Source organism: Prevotella sp. DNF00663 (assembly GCF_001553265.1).
Classification (GTDB): Bacteria; Bacteroidota; Bacteroidia; order Bacteroidales; family Bacteroidaceae; genus Prevotella.
Genome location: NZ_KQ960655.1, coordinates 1 through 22,653, shown reverse-complemented (window position 1 = coordinate 22,653; position 22,653 = coordinate 1). Strand labels below are relative to the sequence as shown.

Here is a 22,653-nt window from a genome sequence, read left to right as displayed (position 1 = left end):
TCATCTACCTTTGGTATAAAAGGATAATTTTTTCAAATTATATTCCCCTTATTTCTCTCAACACCTTCACGGCATCTCCGACGGTAGGAACCTGCGAGATATGCATAAGTCGGCGACCTTTTATCTCTTTCAAGTCACAGCGTCGGGCATGCAAACCGATGTAGTCTAGTATCTTACCAAACGTAGAACTCTTGTAATAAACACTTTCCGGATTGCTCACAAATTGCATGTTCATACGACCTTGACGTAGCATTATCTTCTCGCAACCAAGCGATTTGCCGAGTTGACGAAGCGCTACCACCTGCATCAATTCCTCCCCTTCGGGCGGAACTGGACCAAAGCGGTCTACCAATCGCTGCTTGTAAACCTCCAGAGCATCATCATCTTCGATGTTATCAAGTTCGCGATAGAGCAACATTCGTTCGCTGCTTCCCGGCACATAATTATCGGGGAAATACATCTCCAAGTCACTCTCGATAGCACAATCTTCCACAAATTCCCCACCGGATATTTCCTCTCCACGCGCAATCTCTTCGGCATAGAGGTCGCCAAACTCCTCATTTTTGAGTTCGGTAACGGCTTGATTCAATATCTTCTGATAGGTTTCGTAGCCTAAATCTTCCATGAATCCGCTTTGTTCAGCACCTAATAAATTGCCGGCACCACGAATATCCAAATCTTGCATGGCCAAATTGAAACCACTACCCAGTTCTGAGAAGTTCTCCAAAGCCTCTAGTCGACGTCGTGCTTCAGGCGTTAACACACTCTTGGGAGGCGAAAGCAAATAGCAGAAAGCCTTACGATTGCTTCGTCCAACACGTCCACGCATCTGGTGGAGGTCGGATAATCCGAACCTATGAGCATCGTTGATAATGATGGTATTGGCATTCCCAACGTCTATACCGTTCTCTACAATAGATGTAGAGAGCAAAACATCGTAGTCATAGTTCATGAATCCCATCACTATTTGCTCCAGTTCTTCAGGTTTCATCTGTCCGTGCCCGATGGCAATACGGCAGTCGGGCACATGTTTCTTGATGAGATTAGCTATCTCCGGCAGGTTGGAAATACGGTCGTTGATGAAATACACTTGTCCGTTCCTACTCATCTCAAAGTTGATAGCATCGGCTATGACCTCGTGACCATAAGTAGATAGCTCAGTATGGATGGGATAACGGTTGGGTGGTGGGGTACGGATGATGCTCATATCGCGTGCTCCCATGAGTGAGAATTGCAGGGTACGCGGGATAGGAGTAGCCGACATGGTGAGCGTATCAACGTTAGTCTTGAGCTTACGCAACTTCTCTTTGGTCGAAACACCGAATTTCTGCTCCTCGTCTATAATCAGTAATCCGAGGTCGTGCCATTTCACCGACTTGCTAATCAACTTGTGTGTACCTATCAAAATGTCCACACGCCCGGCCTCTAAATCTTCTAATACTGCCTTGGTTTGCTTAGCTGTGCGAGCACGCGAGAGGTAGTCTACACGTACAGGGAAGTCTTTCAGGCGGTCGCGGAAAGTCTGATAATGCTGGAAAGCAAGCACCGTTGTCGGCACAAGTACAGCCACCTGCTTATTGTCTACGGCTGCTTTGAAGGCCGCACGTACCGCCACTTCGGTCTTACCAAAACCCACGTCGCCACAAACGAGCCTATCCATGGGACGATTGCTCTCCATATCAGCCTTCACATCTACCGTAGCCTTATTCTGATCGGGCGTATCTTCGTAGAGGAAACTGGCTTCCAACTCATGTTGCATGAACGAATCGGCACTGAACGAGAAGCCTTTTTCCTGTCTGCGCTTGGCATAGAGCTTTATCAAATCACGCGCTATATCCTTGATACGCTTCTTGGTTTTCTCCTTCAAACGATCCCAAGCACCCGTTCCAAGGGTACTCAGACGAGGCGGTTCGCCTGTATCTTGCCGGCGATATTTGCTGATTTTATAGAGCGAATGGATGGAAACATCCACCTTATCATTATTCTGATAGATGATACGAATGACTTCTTGATACGAATTCCCGGCCGGAACACGCACCAGACCGCCAAACTTTCCGATACCCAAATCCACATGAACGATGTAATCTCCCGGCTCCATCTCTTGCAATTCCTTCATGGTAAGTGCCATCTTTCCGGCTCTCGCACCATCCGATTTCAGGTTGTATTTATGGAAACGGTCAAAGATTTGATGGTCGGTAAAGAAGCAAACACGCATGTTATTATCGGCAAATCCCTCGTGAAGTGTCTTGTTGACCGGCTCGAAATGAATGTCGTATTTCTGCAACTCTTCGCTACCGAAAATGTCTTTCAGGCGTTTTTGCTGCTTTTCACTATCGGCTAATATATATAAGGTGTAACATTTGAGACGATAATCTTCCAGCGTCTGCGACAACAAATCGAAATTCTTGTGGAACAACGGTTGCGGTGTAATGTCAAAACGAAGCACCGACGACCGCTTTGCATCTTTACGATGCGACTTGTCCAAGTCGCTATTAGCCCCGAACTCCACTCGTTTGAAACCGGATATATCTTCTTTAAAAGCCGTAGCCGTAAGCAGATTTTGCTCTCGTTGCATGCTGCGAACGATCTCACGTTGCTCCACTTCTGTGGCTCCCTCCATACGTTCGGTCATTACCTGCGACGAGAATCCCTCTTTATAAATGCGTTCTATAGTGTCGTGAATGTACAGAATATCTTTGTAGACAATCACCGATTGGGCAGGTAAGAACTTCAAGAAGGATATTTTATCGGTGGCCTGCATCGCCAATTCAGGCACTATCTCTACTTGATCACGTCTATCTTTAGACAATTGGTCTTGCACTTCAAAAGTGCGGATGGAGTCTATTTCGTCACCAAAGAAGTCGATACGAAACGGAATCTCGCACGAATAGGAGTAGACATCTAATATACTTCCACGCACAGCAAACTGTCCCGGCTCGTACACATAGTCCACTTCGTTGAATCCATATTCCCTTAATGTGGCTTCAACATCGGTAATATCAATACGTTGACCAACCGATAATCGCAGCAAACGTTCGTCCATGAACGACTTGGAAACAACGAGTTCGCTCAGCGCTTCAGGATGAGTAACGATGAAAAGATGGTGAGGATTGCTGCTCAAACGAGCCAACACATCGGTACGAAGTATCTCATTAGCATCGTCACGCTGCCCATATTTCACAGCTCGACGATAGGAAGAAGGGAAAAATAAGACTTGTTCAGTGCCCAGCAACTGCGTTAGGTCGTGATAAAAATAGCCTGCTTCGTCGGCATCTTGCATAATAAAAAGCACCGGATGAGATAATTTCTCGGCTAAAGAAGCAAAGAACAAGGGGGCAGCAGAAGCCATTAAACCTTGCAAGGAAATAGGTTCTGCCGTTCCATCTCCGAGTAATTGAAGCATAGCACCCGCCTGTGGCTGGGTGCTATAATGTTTTCTTACGTCTTGTATATCCATTTATGCACGTGGCAACGGCGGATATTTGCGGAACATACCGTCCATTCGGAGCCGCATCACGCCAAAGAAGGCTTCGCCAAAGATACCTCCGTTCATCTTGCTAACGCCCTCCCGGCGGTTCACAAAGATTACAGGTACCTCCTTAATCTTAAAGCCTATCTTGTATGCCGTATATTTCATTTCTATCTGGAAAGCATATCCCTTGAATCGAATCTTATCAAGTGGAATGGTCTCCAGCACACATCGACGATAGCATTTGAATCCTGCTGTAGTGTCGTGCACCTTAAATCCGGTGATGATACGTACGTATTTGCTGGCAAAATAACTCATCAACACACGACCAATAGGCCAATTTACCACGTTCACACCACTCACATAGCGCGACCCGATAGCCACATCATAACCCTCATCGTGGCATGCTGCATAGAGCCGAGGAAGATCTTTGGGATCGTGACTGAAGTCGGCATCCATCTCAAAAATGTATTCATAATCGTGCTCCAACGCCCATTTAAAACCCTTGATGTAAGCTGTACCAAGACCTAACTTGCCACTACGCTCCAAGATAAACAGTCTATCGGAGAACTCTGTATCAATGAGTTGATGCACTATCCGGGCTGTTCCGTCGGGACTTCCATCATCAATAACAAGTATATGGAAGCACTTGTCCAAGCCGAAAACGGCACGGATAATCTTCTCTATATTCTCCTTCTCATTGTAAGTAGGAATAATGACGATGCTATCACTGCTATTCATGAGGCTTATTTTTATTCTATTGAGTATTTGCAAAGTTACAAAAAAGCCATCAAATGATTGTATTATTGGTCAGGATTTTCCACATATCCTTGATAATCAGGCGTTAATCCACCTATCACCGCACGATAGGCCTCGTCCATCATGGCACGTTCTTGTTCCACACCGCGTCCTTTCGGCATAATGGGACGATGGATGGTGAGGCGTAATGGATGCCACAACACCCACTTCATATCGCGTGTTCGCGGCATCACATCAAACGAACCATTGATGGTTAACGGCACCACCGGTAACTGTAATTCATCTGCTAGCATGAAAGCACCACGCTTAAAACTCCCCATATGACCTGTAAACGTGCGTGCACCTTCGGGAAATACCACCATCGACATGCCTCCCTTCAATGTCTCGCGAGCCTTTTCGTAGGTCTCTTTTACCTTAGCTGGCCCTCGCTTATCAACAAAGATATGATGGGCAGCAGCGCATGCCATACCAACAAAAGGAAGTTTACGAAGCTGTCGTTTCATCATCCATTTGAAGTTACGATGCAAGTATCCGTAAATCAAAAAGATGTCAAAAGCTCCTTGATGATTACTTACAAATATATAGGATTGCCCCCTTTCCAAGTTCTCACGTCCCTCTACGCGCACCGGAAGCAGCAATATCTTCGGGATAAGCCACGACCAATATCTTCCGGGATAGTATCCCCAGAAATGTCCATTGCCCACAATGCACCCAATAGTGGTAACGAGTGCCGTTAGTATTGTAGCTATCAGAATCACCGGTAGCGCAATACATAATTGATAGATGCGATATAACAATGTAACCATCTTCCTTTTCTTCTTGATGAATTTATAATTTCTTACTACTTTCCAAACGGTGTAATGTGATGACGACAAGCTCGGCCGAAGCACCGAAACGGAAAGGAACAACGCCTCCCAAGCCTGCCGTTACATAGAGATAACTCCCTGCCTGCTCGTAAAGCCCATAGTCTTGGGTATACGAAAGGCGCGTTGGCCGGAAACCTAGCAGGCTCACTTGCCCGGCATGTGTATGTCCGCTTAGGGTCAATCGAGCCGATGTGAGGGGCAATACATGCCTGTCCCACGCCGAGGGATCGTGTTGCAGCATGATGACAAAAGCTTTCTTCCCCACTCCACGCATGGCTTTGACATAGTCAGCTCGCTGTGGAAAAGGCGCACGCCCATCATTTTCTGTACCGACAACAACGATACTGTCTTGTCCACGACGCACTACGACATGCTCATTCAGCAACAGTTGCCAACCAAACTGCCGTTGTCGGGCAATGATTTCTTTTTCATTGGCCGCTTTAATTGCCGCATCGGCATTGATATATTGGCTATAGTCGTGGTTTCCAAGCACCGAATACACACCATCGGGAGCTTTAATACTGCTCAAAACATCCATAAACGGATAGAGTTCCGAGGGCTGCATGTTCTGCAAATCTCCTGTAAAAGCCACCAAGTCGGCCCTTTGTGCATTGATGCTATCAATATCTCGCTTTAGCAAGTCGGCCTTATCCCCCTCAAACATGCCCACATGTGCATCGCTGAAATGCACGATACGATATCCCTCAAAGGCTTTCGGAAGTTCTTCTACATACAAGTCGATACGCTTAACCGTTAATCGGCGCACGCCAAAGGTTACGCTATAGACGAACATCAATATCAACAAGATGCCTAAAAAGAAGCCTATAAGATTACCCCAATTATTCCTTCGATGCGTCAGACGACAAATACCAAGTCCCATAACCGAGCAAACGGTGAACATAGCCTTCGGTACGACAAAGATACCAAGCAATATTAAATAGACTTCTATCCATGTTAAGTTATCCGGAACGAAGTTCTGAACCCTTGCCAACCCCACCGTATAGCCCACCATACCGATACATGGAAGCCACCACAGGAGGCGCTTCCAACCGCCAAGGTGCAGCTTCCGCCGCAGATAATGTATGTCGATATACAAGTCGGACAATACAATCATCAGCAAGATGGGGATATATATGCGTGCAATCATCTTCTTTCCAAACTGCTATAGGATCTTAACTTCTGAACGTCAACGCTTCTCCTCTTGCATCAGCATCAAATTTTCCACCGTCAAAAATCAGTCGACCATTACACAATGTCTGCTCCACACGCCAATGGAAATGATGTCCTAAGAGCGGACTCCAGCCACATTTGCTTTGGATAATATCTTCCGTCACCGTCCAATCTACATTTGGACGAACAATAGCTACATCTGCTTTATACCCTTCACGTAAATATCCACGCTCACTAATCTCAAATAGTTGAGCCGGGTGATGGCACATTAATGCCACCAATCGGGCTATATCCAAAACGCCTTCATCGACCAATTGCAACATAGAGACAAGCGAGAACTGCACCATAGGCATACCCGAAGCGGCCTTCCGACAGCCTCCTTTCTTGTCGACCAACAAATGTGGAGCGTGGTCGGTACCCACTATCGTAATGCGACCATCGGTCAATGCGCGACGCAAAGCATCTCTATCAGCCGCTGTTTTCACTGCCGGATTACACTTGATGAGCGTCCCTAACGTCTGATAATCAGCATCCGAAAACATCAGATGAGCAATAACAGCCTCTGCCGTGATGTTGCTGTCAACCCCAAAGAACTCCAATTCGCGTGCAGTAGTAAGATGTGCCACATGCAAACGAGTACCATAGCGACGTGCCAACTGCACAGCCAGTTCGGTAGATGTATAACATGCCTGCTCACTACGTATCTGTGAGTGCAGCAAGATAGACGGATCGTCATCCTTCTTTCGCGCTTCAGCCATGTTCGCAGTAATGGTAGCCGTGTCTTCACAATGCGTCATCAACGGCAAATCCAGTCGCTTTGCCTCTTCAAAGATACCGACCAAGGCTTGCTCCTTATCCACCAACATGCCTCCGGTGCTGCTTCCCATGAAGAGTTTAATACCGGGAATGCGGCGGCGATCGAGCTTCTCAAAAAGATGTGTATTATGATTAGTGGCTCCAAAAAAGAAGCTATAATTCACATGACTCTTCTCACCGGCCAAAGCAAACTTATCTTCCAAAGCCTCCAACGAAGTGGTTTGCGGATTGGTATTGGGCATCTCAAAATACGACGTGACCCCACCAAAGGCGGCAGCACGGCTTTCTGACTCAATATCGGCCTTGGTTGTAAGACCCGGTTCGCGGAAATGTACATGATCGTCTATAATACCCGGCAACACAAAACACCCCGTGGCATCTATCTCTTTGTCGTAGATACCACGGGATGTATGCTCCCCTTCCATGATTGATTCGATACGATCATCAACAATAGACAGCGTCCCCGGAAAGACATGTCCTTCATTGACGATTCTACCACCAGTGATAAGAATTCTCATAACACCTTATTTTATAGACAAGGACAGACTCAGAGCCTGTCCTTGATATTGTATATACATATTGAAGTTACTTATTCTGCGGCTCTGCCGGTTTGGCCAAATCATTGGGAGTAGGCGCTGGAACCGCATTGGTAGCTGCACCGGGAGGAGGCAGAGGCGTCGTTTGAGGCTCCTGTGGAGCCACCGTGACGCCACTAGGTTCTTTCAATCCCGTCATTATCTGTTGATTTTCCTGCGCCTTTTGATAGTACATCTTCACGTAAGGATCATTCTTAAAATGGTCTGTAGCCTTACTCATGATGTCTTCAATCCATGGAGTCAGCTCCGGATATTGATTACCTATGGTCACCAAGAAGAACACCCCCGGCCCCAGCGCATTGTCAAAATTCTCGGTCACGAAACTTGTTACTAAGTGGTCTTCTTGCTCAGAGAGACGTGTAGCCTCGCTATTCAAATGCGAATTAACAAGGTTCATGTCCTTTCCGTCCATGATGGCACGGTCGTGCTTATGCACCAATTCGGCCTCATCGTTCTTCAGTTGATTGTACTTTTTGAAGAATTTCATCAGCTTATCGTTAAGCGGCGTGCCACTAACGGTGAGCTGTGTATCGTTGATTTGCACCTTTATATCGCCATCTTCTAGTATCAATGGCATCACACTTTCGTCGTCCATGAAGATATTAGCCATTCTCACAGAGTCTACAGGCCCCGTGAAATGGAATTGTCCATGAACTACTTCGCAGGAATCTAATTTCTTGAATTCGTTGTTTTTCAGTACTTTCAAGTACAACATCCGACCATCAAGCGTAGACATATTCGATGTTCCGTCCACACTGTATGAATTCATACAGGAGGTGAAAGCCATGATAGTCAGAAATGCGTATAAGACTTTATTCATAAACGGTTTTCTTGTTCTATAGCAAAGGTAATGTGTATTCGTGATGTAAGAAAACAAATTCATTGTATTTAATTGATTCTACATCGGTTTTATATTTTTTTCATAAATTGCACAGCGAGCAATCCTGTGCATCCGAAATCGGTATTATCGGCTCCCGCCCTCTTCTTTCTTTAATTCCGAAGAGATGCGATGCATGGCGTACATCTCCAACAATGCTGCCACTAACAACATGACTACCCACTTGTTATACATATAGTTTACGTAGTCTAGGATGTTGGAGAACAAAGGTCTAAAGATGCCGTAAACATCGTTCAGCATCAACATTCCGGCCAAAATAAAAAGAATATCAGCCAACGTCAACATCTTTTTAAGGCGGCGAACTATAAAACTTTTCCCCTCATAGGTTTGCATCATTTGCATCACAGCAAACAACACTGCCCCCAAAAGGAACACCCAACAGAATATTTGCTGTTGGAACATAAACACAAAACACCCTGCACCGATGACCATCAGTGCACCGCCTACCATGAATAGGACACTTTGCAATCTACTCAGTTGTTTCATCTTTGGTTTCTACAGGCACTTCTTCGTCGCTCAACACATAAATATCTTCATCATCGGCTTTCATGAAATAACGCTCGCGTGCAATCTTTTCAATATGTTTAGGATTCCGACGAAGATCTTTCAATTGCTTTGTATCAGCTTCGTACTGTTGTGTGTACTTCTCTATTTCACTCTTCAAGTCGTCTATTTGGAGTTCAAGTTCCATGCGTTTACGAAAGCTATTCTCGTCTAAAAAGCCCACAATGGCTACACCCACCACCACTACGATGAGATATTTATAGTGAGCTGCCAAACTCCAAATAACGTTTAAGCGACGATTCATTATATTACTTTCGTGCAAAAGTAAGCATTTATCATTAATAAAGAGAAAAAATGAAAATGTTTTTTATTTGGCATCACATCCCTAATTTACTCAAAAAGTGACTCACACCCATCACTCATCAACTCAAAAACTAACAAACTTAAAAACTCACTAACCAACTCATGAACTCAAAAAGTTAAAAGCCCAAATCGCTGCATAGTCGAGTCAACATCGCTGCCAAGCCAATGCAGCATCGCTGAAGAGGCGAGACAGCAATGCTGGGAAGACGTTGCAATGAGGTAGTTGACAAGTTTACCAGTAGACAAGTAGACGAGTTCAGGTTTCAGTTTTTAAGTTATTGAGTTGATGAGTTTTTTAGTTTTGGAACGAAAAAGGTTCTTTTCTTTCTCCTTCTCCTTTTGGGGAGGGCTGGAGTGGGGCTATAGAGGGATAGGGGAGATTACTTGTATTCACCCTATTCAGTGGCTTTTTTCAATGCTTTACGTTTCAACATAGCAGCTATCGCTATCGCCTTCTTATTGACATCATTGATATTATTCTTGCGATAATAACCACGACTGATGCCGTCACTACTCAATACCAAGGAGTCGTTTTGCAAATAGTCGATATTACAAGTGTCGCAAATAACCTGCTCACCATTCTTCCCCGGATTGGTACCAAAAGAATGTGCCAATCTGGCTACCACCAGTTTGCCGTTCCACATGCGCCAACCGGTGAAATAACCTAACTGCGGATAGACTACCGGACTTTCATCCTCTAGCGAACTCTTCTCCCCTACATAGCCTATACTCTGCGCCACCCAGTTGCGACGGAGCCAAAAACCGTATTCACGCGGGATGAGATAAGTGGCTTTAACTGAATCGGGCATGTTGCGCATCATCGTTTGTTGTAGGTGTTTACTCATCTTATTATAGTCGCGCATTTGTGGCATGACCACGTAACACCAAATACCTCGTAATTCATCCAAGTCGACTACCGACTTCGCCACTTTCTTATTCTGCTCATCCAACACGACCGTTATCCAGTCGCCAATCTTCACTTTACCATATATTTGGTGGTTGCGAGTGGCCTCAATGATATTATATGTGACGGGATCGCTGCCATCGGGCGGAAGCAATACCACCACAGAATCGGTGCAACCCTCGCAAGCCAGTCCGTAGACAGCTTTGTCCTGATGTAACAATTCAGCCCCGGCCAACAAGCCATTAGGCTTTTTTTCCTTCACGTCTTTCTTTCCCCCACAAGCCATCAAAGCCAATGAGACGATGCCTAAAACAAACAATGTGCGGAATTTCATAACCTTTTTATTTTGTATGGCAAAGTTAATGCAATAATTGTAAAAAATATATTAGATGGTGGGATATTTGATTTTTTTTATCTAATTTTGCACCTCAACGTATGAGGGAAATTTATCCGCTTCCCTTGAAAGAAAAGGACTCAACGAATATGAAGAAGAAAATACAGTTTAGTCTCGTCTATCGAGATATGTGGCAGAGTTCAGGTAAGTTCCAGCCACTAAAAGAAGAGTTGGCTCGCATAGCTCCCGTCATCATTGAGATGGGATGTTTTGCACGTGTAGAAACCAACGGTGGTGCTTTCGAACAGGTAAATCTGCTCGCAGGCGAAAATCCTAACGAAGCTGTACGCGCATTCTGTAAGCCTTTCAATGAGGCCGGCATCAAGACTCACATGCTTGACCGTGGCTTGAATGGACTACGTATGTACACCGTACCCGACGATGTTCGTGCCATGATGTATCGTGTTAAGGCTAAGCAAGGAACCAATATTACCCGCATCTTCGACGGTTTGAACGATGTTCGTAACATCATCCCTTCTATCAAATGGGCCAAAGAAGGCGGTATGACTCCGCAAGCTGCCCTGTGTATCACAAATTCTCCCGTACACACACTGGAGTATTATACAGCCATTGCAGAGCAACTTATCGAAGCCGGAGCAGAAGAAATCTGCTTGAAAGATATGGCCGGTATCGGTCAGCCAGCCTTATTAGGTCAGCTCACTAAAGCTATCAAGGATAAGCATCCTGAAATTATCATCGAATATCACGGCCACTCTGGTCCCGGACTTTCTATGGCATCTATCCTCGAAGTCTGCAACAATGGTGCCGACATCATTGATACTGCCATCGAACCACTGTCTTGGGGTAAGGTTCATCCGGACGTTATTTCAGTACAAAGCATGCTGAAAAACGAAGGATTCGATGTGCCCGAAATCAACATGAACGCCTATATGAAAGCGCGTGCATTGACTCAAAGCTTCATCGATGAGTGGTTGGGATACTTCATCAACCCACAAAACAAACTGATGAGTTCACTGCTTTTGGGTTGTGGTTTGCCCGGTGGTATGATGGGAAGCATGATGGCCGACCTCACAGGTATCCGCCAAACCATCAACAATCTGCGCAAGAAGAAAGGCGACGAGGAACTGTCTGTAGACGATATGCTCGTAAAACTCTTCGACGAAGTGGCTTACGTATGGCCACGCGTAGGTTATCCTCCATTAGTAACCCCATTCTCACAATATGTTAAGAACATCGCTTTGATGAACTTGCTGACGCTCGAACAGGGCAAGGGAAGATTCGTAATGATGGATGATTCTATGTGGGGTATGATTCTTGGAAGAAGTGGTAAGATACCCGGAACTATCGACCCGGAACTCGTAGAGTTGGCTAAGGCCAAAGGATTAGAGTTCACCGACGCCGATCCACACACACTGTTGAAGAACAATCTCGAAGATTTCAGAAAGGAAATGGACGAGAACGGTTGGGACTACGGACAGGATGAAGAAGAGCTTTTCGAGCTTGCTATGCACCCGGAACAGTATCGCAACTATAAGAGTGGACAGGCTAAGAAGAACTTCTTGGCCGATCTGCAGGCTGCAAAAGATGCAAAACTCGGCGCAAAGGTTTCTCCCGAAGAGGCTGCTGCATTCAAACATGCGAAAGCAGATGCTATCGTTTCACCCGTCAAGGGACAGATTTTCTGGGAATTCCAAGGCGAAGGTGAGGCTGCACCGGCAGTAGAACCATTCATCGGAAAAGAATACCAAGAGGGCGATGCTTTCTGTTACATCATGACTCCATGGGGAGAATTCGAGACTGTTCCGGCTGCACTCGGAGGCAAACTCGTTGAAATCAACGCCAAGCAAGGTGCTAAGATTAGTAAGGGAGACGTGATTGCATACATCGAAAGACCTACAGCTGAATAAGCATATCAATCTATATACAGAAGGCACAACCCCATCTAAGGAGTTGTGCCTTTTTAAATAGGAACTAAAGAACTCATGGATTACCAAACCATCATTGACAAATATTATCCCGAGAACAATGAGTTACGCCATATATTAATGGTACATAGCCGTAGCGTAGCGGATAAAGCCTTGGCTATTATCGACCGCCATCCGGAGCTAAACATCGACCGACAATTCGTAGAAGAAGCTGCCATGCTCCACGACATAGGTATCATGAAATGCCATGCACCGGGTATTTACTGCACAGGAACAGAGCCTTATATCTGTCACGGACGCTTAGGAGCCGAGCTCATGCGGCAAGAAGGCTTCAACAAACATGCTCGTGTATGCGAAAGACATACCGGTGCGGGCATCTCGGCTATAGCTATAAAAGAACAAAAGTTACCTCTACCCTGTCGCGATTTCCTACCCGAAACGATAGAAGAGCAACTCATCTGCTACGCTGACAAGTTTTACAGTAAAACTCATTTGGACAGAGAGAAAACCATAGAGCAAGCTCGTAAGAGTCTTGAAAAGTTTGGAAGCGACGGCTTAACTCGCTTTGACACATGGTGTAAATTGTTCGAGTAAAACGTTAAATATACTATGTGCAGGGACTGAATCTGCACTTTTTTCTTACCTTTGTACGAATTATGAGAAGATGTTCGTTCATAGTACTGTTGTTATTTGCCTTCATCTTTGTGTTGGCAAATTCCAATATGCAATTCTTTAAAAGGAAACATAAGACCGCTACCAAAGACTCTACAGCGGTGAACGACACCATTTTGCGAGATTCACTCGGCAGAATCATCCCCGACACCTTGCGTATGGACTCCATGCAATTGGCTATCTATCATCATAACAAAGCGATAGACGACTCCATCAAGTTAGACTCCATCAACCGTACAAAAAAGAATGGAATCGACGCTCCCGTCACTTATACAGCTACAGATTCATTGGTCTACGATGCCACATCAAAGGTGGCACATCTCTATGGAAACGCTAACGTGAAGTATGAGACCATGGATTTGACGAGCGACAAAATTTATATGAATCTTGACAGTAGCTTGGTACACGCCACCGGAGCCTATAAAGACTCCACACAAAAGGAACTTACCGGCACTCCTTTATTCAAAATGGGGAATGATTCGTACGAAAGCGATACCATGGCCTTCAATTTTAAGACCAAAAAGGGGCTCATCAGAAACACATACACAAAGCAACAAGACGGCTTCTTGACCAGTGAACTGTCGAAACGAAATGACAATGGCGAGATATTCTTGAAGCATGGGCGTTATACAACATGCGATGAAGAACACCCAGACTTTTATATTGCGCTGTCAAGAGCAAAGGTTCGCCCCGGCAAGGATGTCGTTTTTGGGCCGGCATACTTGGTTGTTGCCGATGTGCCACTGCCTTTTGCGATTCCTTACGGCTTCTTCCCATTCACCAAAAGTTACTCCAGTGGCTTCATCATGCCAACGTATGGTGATGAGAGTACACGTGGTTTCTACTTGAGAGATGGTGGATATTACTTTGCCATAAACGATAAATGGGATCTAAAACTCTTAGGAGAAATCTACACAAAAGGGTCGTGGGGACTGAGTGCGGCAAGCAATTATCGCAAGCGTTATAGATACAGTGGCAGTTTCTTATTGAGTTACCAAGATACCAGAACAGGCGATAAAGGACTGCCGGATTACTCCAAACAGAAGAGTTTTAAGATTCAGTGGAGTCACCGGCAAGACTCTAAAGCCAATCCTTATAGCTCGCTTTCGGCTAGCGTAAACTTCGCTACATCGAGCTATGAGCGCAATAATCTGAACAGTCTATACAATCCCTACACGCTCACACAAAGCACTCGAACCTCTTCGGTAAGCTGGAGTACGACATTTTCCAGTATCGGATTGACCTTGAGCAGTACTGCCAACTTAGCGCAGAACATGCAAGATTCAACCATTGAAATGACCTTGCCCGACCTCAATGCCAGCTTGAGTCGCTTCTATCCGTTCCGCCGTAAGAGCGTAGCGGGAAAACTACGGTGGTACGAAAAAATCTCGGTAAGCTATACAGGACAGTTCTCTAACACCATTAGAACTAAAGAAGACCACCTACTCCACGCCAATCTGATTAAGGAATGGAAGAACGGTATGTCGCACAACATCCCCATTACAGGAAGCTTCTCGCTCTTTAATGTAGTGAACGTGGCACCCTCTTTCAACTTCCAAGACCGTATGACGGCTCGCAAGGTAATGCGCTCATGGGACACAGCAACACAAAAAGAGGTGGCCGATACGACTTACGGATTCCACAATCTCTACAATTGGAACCTCAGCGTAAGTGCAAGTACCAAGCTATATGGTATGTTTATTCCCTCTCGTAAGCTCTTCGGCGACAAGGTACAAGCCATCCGTCATGTCATCACACCAACCATCAACTTCAGCTATGCGCCCGACTTCGGTGCACGTCGTTATGGATATTGGGATTCATATCAAAAGACCGATGCCAATGGAAACGTCACTTGGGAGCAGTATTCTCCTTATTCCGACTCTAGATATGGAGTTCCATCAATAGGTCAAACCAAAAGTATCAGCTTCGCCATCGACAATAATATCGAGATGAAAGTGAAATCGGACAAAGATTCTACGGGCGTTAAGAAGATTAGTATCATTGATAATTTAGGCCTCAACATGTCTTACAATGCTGCCGAAAAGGAACGTCCTTGGAGTGATTTGAGTATGAATATCCGTCTGAAATGGTGGAAGAGCTACACCTTTAATATGAATGCTGTCTTCGCAACTTACGCTTATGAGCTTGGCGCAGATGGCAAGCCATTCGTCGGCACACACACGGAATGGGGACGAGGACGCTTCGGTCGATTCCAAGGAATGTCGCAAAACCTCTCTTTCACACTCAATCCTGAAAAGATAAAGAAATGGTTTGGCGGTGGAAGTGACGACGATGCAGACGACAAAAAGCGAAAGAAGAACGATCCTGATGCCGAAGGTGTGGACACAGACATAGAGAGTAACGTTGATGACGAAATGATAGAAGGCCAGCGAGGTGCTAAATCTAAGCAGAAAAGAGGTAAAGCCGAGACCGACGACGATGGCTATATGACTTTCTCAATGCCTTGGTCTTTGACTTTCGGATATGGTATTACGATGCGCGAAAACACTGGCGGTACGTTCAATACAAAGACAATGCGCTATCCATATAAGTTCTCTCAAACTCTCAACGTGAGTGGCAATCTGCGCATCAGCGACGGTTGGAATATCAGTTTCTCCAGTGGTTACGACTTCGACTATCACAAACTGAGTATGACGACGGCCTCTCTCCAGCGCGACCTACACTGCTTCAACATGAGTTGCTCAGTAGTTTTAGCCCCTTATACAAGCTATAACTTCACGTTCCGCTGCAATGCCAGCACGCTGACCGACGCCTTGAAATACGATAAACGAAGCGGTGTTAATAGTGCCGTTCAATGGTATTAAATAAAAAGCGAGACCGTCTGGCCTCGCTTTCTTCTTTTTATTATTTGCTTATTTCGTATTAAATCGGATACCGGCTTTTAGTTCAAAAGTTATTGGTCGGTCGTTATAAATCGTCTGAACATCTGATTTATTGTCAAAATGATAGGCAGCTCCCGGTTCAACATAGAGTCCTAGTTTATGTGATAATTTATATTCCACACCCATACGACTGCTTAGCGACCACTGCAATCGTTCCATCTTAACCTTACTGTAAGTCGACTTCCCATTACTATCCTCCCCGTTTTCTTGGCGACCAGAGAGTAGTTTTTCAGCTCGTCCACCCGCTGCGACATAAACATTCAACTTGTTATTCTGCCATAAGGAGTAGTTCATTTCCAACGGAATACCCACGAAGTGAAGCTGTTGCTTACTACTATACGATGTAGAACCAACGACATTGGCCATATCAGAACTGTGATAGCTGTACATCAAACCAGTCTCAAGGCTCAAACGATGCATTAATGGGATTGACAACGTTACTCCTACAGTCACCGGTTGATGATGATGTACCTTCTTTTTTACTTCATTTTGTCCCACAGGTATGATATAGGTAGTCTTTTCGGGCAACATTTCATAGTCATTACTCACAGCAAGTGCCGCATAATCGGAGTTACTCAAATTAGCCGATTTAGGTAATCCTCCTAGCGATAAGCCAAATTTCAACCCTTCATGGGTTTTCTTTTGATTATGTACCAAAGCCAATAATCCATTATCACGAGACCGTGTAGACGAGGTTTTGTTTTGTTTCTTCTCTGTTATAGGCTTCTCTTCTGTCTTTTTAGATGGCAACACCTGTTGGTCAGGCGATACCACTGTGCTATCCTGATTCAATACTTGAGCTATCATTCCCCCACTATTATCCGTCTCCAAACGACGCACAACCGGTGGTAATATACTCTCGACAGCCTTCTTAACTTGGGCTACCAAATCTTGATTAGTTTCACTTATATACTGTTTTGTAGGAGTTTCGTGTTCATGAAAATCTGCCATTGGGGCATTTATTTTCACCCCTTGGTTCACCTGATTTACCGAAGTATTGGTCAATAGAACCAATCCCACAGCCGCAGCACCAAGCAATAAAGCAACTACAATGCCCTTGCCTCGCACCTTATCAGGTACCTTTTCCTCTTCTATTGAGATTGGAGCATACTCTTGATCGAGAACTTCCAGACGTCCCATTACATCGTCTAGCAACCCTTGTGGAGCTGTTTCCTCGTAATTTTCCATCTTGCTACGCAATGTCTTTAGCCAATCATTGCTCATACCCGTCCTCCTTTCTTATATTCAATTATCTTCTTTTTCAATATCGTTTTCGCCCTATTCAGCTGCGATGCCGATGATTTTTCTTTGATACCTAGTATATTTCCTATTTCTTTATGGCTTTTATCTTCAAATACATAGAGGTTGAATACCGTTCGATACCCATCGGGCAGCTCTCGAATCATCTCTTGTAACACCTTCGGTGGCACCTCGTCTACCGGCATATCATCATCGTCTGCCACCTCCGGTAAGTTTTCATCGAACAACAATGGTACAGTCTTCGACTTCCTGAGGAAGCTCAATGCTTCATTTACTACAATCCTTTTACCCCATGCCAATAATGACCCTGCAGCCCGATATTCAAAGTTTTCGGCATTCATAAACACCTTAATCAGAGCTTCCTGAAGAACATCTTTCACATCGGCATCGCTTTGTATATAACGCGAACAAACGGCGGTGAGTCTTCCGGCATATAGAGCATAGAAGTCCCTCATCGCCGTTTTATTCCGTTGGCGAAGTCCCTGAGCAATGCGCAGTTCTTGCTGTGTCTCTGTTAGTTGCACTTATTTCTTTAATAAGTCGTCCCTCACACGATAGTCAAACGTAACGCTCTCCTGACCGAAAAACGACTTCCACTTCAACTTCAATGTTACTTTCTTCTTCCCTTGCGCTTTAGCTAAACTATCTATTTTAGCCAATCGGAATGCTATAAAAGCCGGTCTCAGTACACCAGTAACATCTCCATGCGCATGATGACGGAATTCTAACTCGTATGGGTCTTTAGGATTCGTATCCATAACAAGGTTAAAGACATGCTTCTTATTATTATTTACTCCCCACATCGTGTGGAATCCTAATGTCAGATAGCCATCTTCAGCCACCGTAGGAAACGCTCTGATAACATCCACAGGGTCATTCCCGTACGTTGCTATATCTTGCTTTTCGCCCAATGTCTTCACAGCGGGCTTCGTTCTAATGCTATCCATCCAATTGACATAGAACTGCAAGACACCATTTTTATCCTTTCCTTCTTCCCGAAGATTGGCAAGCGCACGTACTTCTTTGTCTCCAAAAGGTGATTTTGCATAATTTTTGGCATGTCCAACTTTATCTTCTGACATCCAAATATAGAACTTCTTTCCATCCTTCATAGGTTTTACCGTTACCACAGCATTGGCCAATGGCTTACCTCGAAACCCATTATTATCACCATCCGAGTTACATGAAGTAATCAAAATTGATGTTACCATCATCATCAATACCGATAGAAAACCGGTAATTTTTATTCCTTTAGTCTGTCTTATCAGTTGGGAAACTGCATTATTCGTTTTCATTTCAGTTCTGTTTTTTGCGTTAATACTAATTTTGTAGGTGAGTACTCAAACAGTAAATACACAAATAAAAGAATCTTGCATTGATAAACTTTAAAGCATGTTAAATAGATATTACATCGCTAGGAATAGGAATTCTTTATCCCAATTTCATCAAATCTTGTAATGAAGACTCCTCGCCTACCACCCAAACCACATCTCCCACCTCAAACACATGGGTAGGATTGATGAGCGTGAGCGTCTGTTGCCCCTGCTCGGCACCCACAACCATGCAATTATAACGGTCGCGGATACCACTTTCTTTCAATGTTTTTCCGGCCAAACAGCTATCTTTCCCGATTACCAGTTGCCGCAATTTCATCTCTCGCTTCTCTATTTCTGCATCTTCAGGCACCAATGCTCCTTTCATAGCCGCAGAAAAATGATGCAACTGTTCATCGTTTCCTATCACCTGAATTGTATCGCCGGGAAAGATTATCGTATCACCATTGGGGATGTTCAGCCGCTGTCTGCCACGCAAGATACTACTCACATGCACCCCAAAACGATTGCGGAATTGCAATTGCCGTAGCGACTGACCGGCCCACACCGAATCTTCGGGCACGTCCACATCGCTGATATGGATGTCACGATCAAGCAGATGTCCCTCAAAGAGCGGTCGTTTACGCCCATGCACACGTGCTTCTATGTCGCGCGACTGCAAGTTTTGAATGAACAAACGTTCCAATCTGATACTCCGATGTTTCAACGACCGTGACAGTATCATGAGGATTATCATAGCCACAGCTATCGTTATCATCAGCGCATTGGTAAACCTTGTCAAGTAATTACAGATATAGAAGATGAAGGCCGATGCTATAATCACCCTCACCAAGCTTGTGAAAAGCAGTGGCAGACGGTTGATACGATTCTCTGTCCATAACTGTTTAAACTCTTCACTGTGGAAATGTCGCATCACCAACGCACGCAGGAAAGGTGAAATCAAAGCCACCGTCAACACGCCACACACGCCGTTTGCCCACCAATGAGGCAGCAAATGGCGCACAAAAGGTAGGAAGAAAGTGAGCATCATAGCAGTCACAGCAGCCGACAAAATACCATAGATGGCCGTGCTGACAAGTAACTTCCGCAGTAACATTCTCCATGTTCCGGCCTCGTTAGACATGTGATTGTCCACACTCAAATGGTTCAAACGCCTCAACCAGCGCTTGGGAAGGCGCCTCTCCACCAACAGATAGCATGGTTCGGCAGCCCGCATCATATACGGAGTGAGGAAGGTTGTAATAACCGAAACGGCCACTACCACCGGATAAAGGAATTTACTGATTACGCCAAGCGACAACCCCAACGAGGCTATGATGAAAGCAAACTCACCTATTTGCGCCATAGAGAAACCACAACGCATAGCTGTCTTCAGCGACTGCCCGCTGAGTAAAAAGCCCAATGTACCAAATACTCCCTGCCCGACGAGGATGGTCAACACCAACACAACGATGGGTGCGGCATACTTCATCATCACAACAGGGTCTACCAACATACCCACTGAGACGAAGAAGATGGCTCCAAAAAGATTCTTAATAGGTTCCACCACACGGATAATCTTATCGGCTTCCACCGTCTCGGCTAAAATACTGCCCATCACAAATGCACCAAAGGCACTGCTAAAACCTACCTGTGTAGAGATGACAGCCATCAGACAGCAGAGTCCCAACGCCACGATGACCAGCGTCTCACTATTCATCAACTTACGTGTCTTGCGCAAAAAGCTTGGTATAACAAACAATCCTACGACGAACCAAAGCACCAAGAAGTAACCAATACGGAACAATGAGCCGAATAATTGTCCCCCATCCGGACTACTCCCACCAGCCAATGTACTTAGCATTACCATCAAAACAATAGCCAATACATCCTCTAATATAAGCACACTCATCACCAATCCGGCAAACTTCTGCTGCCGAAGTCCAAGGTTGTCGAGCGCTTTATATATAATAGTGGTGGACGACATAGCCAGCATACCACCCAAGAAGATACAGTCCATCTTACCCCATCCGAACGCATGACCGACATTAATGCCCAACAACATCATGCAGAAAATGATAGTAAGCGAAGCTATCACCGGTGCCAACCCCATCTTCAAGATCTTCTTAACCGAGAAGTCCAGTCCCAAAGCAAACAAGAGGAACAGCACACCTATATCGGCCCACGTCTGTATATCGGCCTTATCGACCACCGACATGGTATAAGGCATGTGGGGCGAAACAAGGAATCCGGCAAGAATATAGCCCAACACGAGAGGTTGGCACAACTTTTTGAACAATAAGATAACGATACCTGCCACAACCAATATCAAGGCAAGATCGGCTATAAGATGGGGTAATTCGGCCATAAATTGTTTGATATGAAAAGGAGCTGAATGAGCGTACACCGTTCATTCAGCTCCTTGCTTATTTATGAATAGTTCTTTTGGTTAATCTTCATAGTTCCCGGTAATCTCGCATATCTTCACGATGACATCCACAGCTTTCTCCATTACCTGCACAGAGACAAACTCATAAGGCCCGTGGAAGTTGACACCGCCAGCAAAAATATTGGGACAAGGCAAGCCCTTGAAGCTGAGCTGCGCACCATCCGTACCGCCACGGATAGGAGCAACCTTCGGTGCTACACCGCTTTCCTGCATAGCTTTCAGTACAATATCGATAACATGCATGTTCGGATCTATCTTTTCCTTCATGTTGTAATACTGATCTTTCAGTTCAATACGTACTGTTCCTTCACCGTATTTCTCGTTCATACACTTCACACAGTCTTCCATGAAGTCTTTGCGATCCTCGAATTTCTCTCGATCGTGGTCGCGAATAATATAACTCAACTTCGCTTCTTCCGTACGACTCTCAATACCTAGCAGATGGTAAAAGCCTTGATAACCCTCCGTAGTCTCCGGTAAATCGGTCTCCGGAATCATGTTATTAAACTCGCAAGCCAATCGATTGGCATTAATCATCTTACCTTTGGCATATCCGGTATGCACACTCACACCCTTGATAAACACCTTGGCACTGGCAGCATTGAAGTTTTCGTATTCCAAATCGCCCAAATCGCCGCCATCCATGGTATATGCCCAATCACAACCAAACTTCTCTACATCGAAATGATGAGCCCCCATACCAATCTCTTCATCGGGATTGAAGCCCACACGAATGTCTCCATGCTTTATCTCATCGTGGTCGCGTAGGTAGCACATTGCCTGTACTATCTCAGCTATACCGGCTTTGTCGTCGGCTCCGAGCAGTGTTGTACCATCGGTAACGATGATGTCTTCGCCCTTATGGTCTTTGAGTTCAGGAAACTTGTCAGTACTAGAGATGATGCCCGGCGACAATTCTATATCGTTACCATCATAGTTTTCGATAACGCGTGCCTTTACTCCGTAGCCACTGGCATCGGGACTTGTATCGTAATGAGAGATGAAACCGATGGTCGGTAACTTCTTCTTGGTGTTAGCTTTCAGTGTGGCATAGATGTAACCCATATCATCCATCTTCACATCGCTCAATCCTTCGTTCTCTAATTCCTTAACCAGATATTTGGCAAATTCCAATTGTTTCGCCGTACTCGGCACGGTCTCAGAGTCTTCAGCCGACTGTGTGTCGAACTTGGTGTAGTTGATAAATCGTTCGGTTATTTCCATTTTACAATTTTGTCTTTATAAATATAGTACTGCAAACATACATAAAAATCCCGTAATTTCAAAACTTAGAAATATAAAAAACATAAGTGGGAGACGGAAATAAAATTCTTATCCAATCTAAAAATATCTTTGTCATAACGCAACTATAGCAGAATGATTATATCTTAGGAATCGTAGGAGGGTGTGTCAAAATTGATACCCCCTCTT

At 44.9% G+C, this 22,653-nt stretch carries 17 protein-coding genes; 3 read left to right on the top strand and 14 right to left on the bottom strand.

Going from position 1 to position 22,653, the window contains the following annotated elements; translation table 11 throughout:
• Positions 1–37: 37 nt before the first annotated feature.
• The 9 genes from mfd to HMPREF3034_RS10140 form a co-directional block, all read right to left on the bottom strand.
• A complete protein-coding gene (gene mfd / locus HMPREF3034_RS10180; RefSeq protein ID WP_062435315.1) occupies positions 38–3,457 on the bottom strand; it encodes a transcription-repair coupling factor in 3,420 nt (1,139 codons plus the stop codon).
• Complete coding sequence (locus tag HMPREF3034_RS10175) at positions 3,458–4,210, bottom strand: polyprenol monophosphomannose synthase (protein ID WP_036897029.1); 753 nt, start codon at positions 4,208–4,210, stop codon at positions 3,458–3,460.
• Between the two features lie 62 nt (positions 4,211–4,272).
• The gene (locus HMPREF3034_RS10170) at positions 4,273–5,034 is read right to left on the bottom strand and encodes a lysophospholipid acyltransferase family protein (protein ID WP_062435312.1); all 762 of its coding nucleotides are present in this window, start codon (positions 5,032–5,034) and stop codon (positions 4,273–4,275) included.
• Between the two features lie 22 nt (positions 5,035–5,056).
• A complete protein-coding gene (locus HMPREF3034_RS10165; protein ID WP_062435309.1) occupies positions 5,057–6,241 on the bottom strand; it encodes a metallophosphoesterase in 1,185 nt (394 codons plus the stop codon).
• 25 nt (positions 6,242–6,266) lie between these two features.
• Entirely contained in the window at positions 6,267–7,598 is a 1,332-nt protein-coding gene (locus HMPREF3034_RS10160; protein ID WP_062435306.1) for a dihydroorotase, read from the bottom strand.
• A 67-nt stretch (positions 7,599–7,665) separates the two neighbouring features.
• A complete protein-coding gene (locus tag HMPREF3034_RS10155; protein WP_036897019.1) occupies positions 7,666–8,496 on the bottom strand; it encodes a DUF4369 domain-containing protein in 831 nt (276 codons plus the stop codon).
• A 144-nt stretch (positions 8,497–8,640) separates the two neighbouring features.
• Positions 8,641–9,060: a hypothetical protein gene (locus HMPREF3034_RS10150; protein WP_036897016.1), complete on the bottom strand. Its 420-nt coding sequence runs from the start codon at positions 9,058–9,060 to the stop codon at positions 8,641–8,643.
• Positions 9,044–9,382, bottom strand: coding sequence for an FtsB family cell division protein (locus HMPREF3034_RS10145; RefSeq protein ID WP_036897014.1), 339 nt, complete (start codon positions 9,380–9,382; stop codon positions 9,044–9,046). The genes HMPREF3034_RS10150 and HMPREF3034_RS10145 overlap by 17 nt, the downstream gene beginning before the upstream one ends.
• A 454-nt stretch (positions 9,383–9,836) precedes the next feature.
• On the bottom strand, positions 9,837–10,679 hold the full coding sequence (locus HMPREF3034_RS10140) for a hypothetical protein (protein WP_036897012.1): 843 nt from the start codon (positions 10,677–10,679) through the stop codon (positions 9,837–9,839).
• A gap of 149 nt (positions 10,680–10,828) precedes the next feature.
• Between HMPREF3034_RS10140 and HMPREF3034_RS10135 the strand changes: the two genes are divergently transcribed.
• The 3 genes from HMPREF3034_RS10135 to HMPREF3034_RS10125 all read left to right on the top strand — a co-directional run bounded on the left by HMPREF3034_RS10135 (position 10,829) and on the right by HMPREF3034_RS10125 (position 16,122).
• Entirely contained in the window at positions 10,829–12,607 is a 1,779-nt protein-coding gene (locus HMPREF3034_RS10135) for an oxaloacetate decarboxylase (protein ID WP_062435325.1), read from the top strand.
• Between the two features lie 75 nt (positions 12,608–12,682).
• Complete coding sequence (locus tag HMPREF3034_RS10130) at positions 12,683–13,219, top strand: HDIG domain-containing metalloprotein (protein ID WP_036897009.1); 537 nt, start codon at positions 12,683–12,685, stop codon at positions 13,217–13,219.
• A 62-nt stretch (positions 13,220–13,281) separates the two neighbouring features.
• Entirely contained in the window at positions 13,282–16,122 is a 2,841-nt protein-coding gene (locus tag HMPREF3034_RS10125) for a putative LPS assembly protein LptD (protein ID WP_062435302.1), read from the top strand.
• Between the two features lie 48 nt (positions 16,123–16,170).
• Here the strand turns inward: HMPREF3034_RS10125 and HMPREF3034_RS10120 are convergent, their stop codons facing one another.
• The 5 genes from HMPREF3034_RS10120 to pepT all read right to left on the bottom strand — a co-directional run bounded on the left by HMPREF3034_RS10120 (position 16,171) and on the right by pepT (position 22,446).
• On the bottom strand, positions 16,171–17,424 hold the full coding sequence (locus HMPREF3034_RS10120; RefSeq protein ID WP_062435299.1) for a porin family protein: 1,254 nt from the start codon (positions 17,422–17,424) through the stop codon (positions 16,171–16,173).
• Entirely contained in the window at positions 17,421–17,984 is a 564-nt protein-coding gene (locus HMPREF3034_RS10115) for an RNA polymerase sigma factor (RefSeq protein ID WP_062435296.1), read from the bottom strand. The genes HMPREF3034_RS10120 and HMPREF3034_RS10115 overlap by 4 nt, the downstream gene beginning before the upstream one ends.
• Positions 17,985–18,755, bottom strand: coding sequence for a NigD1/NigD2 family lipoprotein (locus HMPREF3034_RS10110; protein ID WP_052052824.1), 771 nt, complete (start codon positions 18,753–18,755; stop codon positions 17,985–17,987).
• A gap of 136 nt (positions 18,756–18,891) precedes the next feature.
• Entirely contained in the window at positions 18,892–21,141 is a 2,250-nt protein-coding gene (locus tag HMPREF3034_RS10105) for a cation:proton antiporter (protein WP_036897000.1), read from the bottom strand.
• Between the two features lie 81 nt (positions 21,142–21,222).
• On the bottom strand, positions 21,223–22,446 hold the full coding sequence (pepT, locus tag HMPREF3034_RS10100; RefSeq protein ID WP_036896997.1) for a peptidase T: 1,224 nt from the start codon (positions 22,444–22,446) through the stop codon (positions 21,223–21,225).
• Positions 22,447–22,653: the final 207 nt, after the last annotated feature.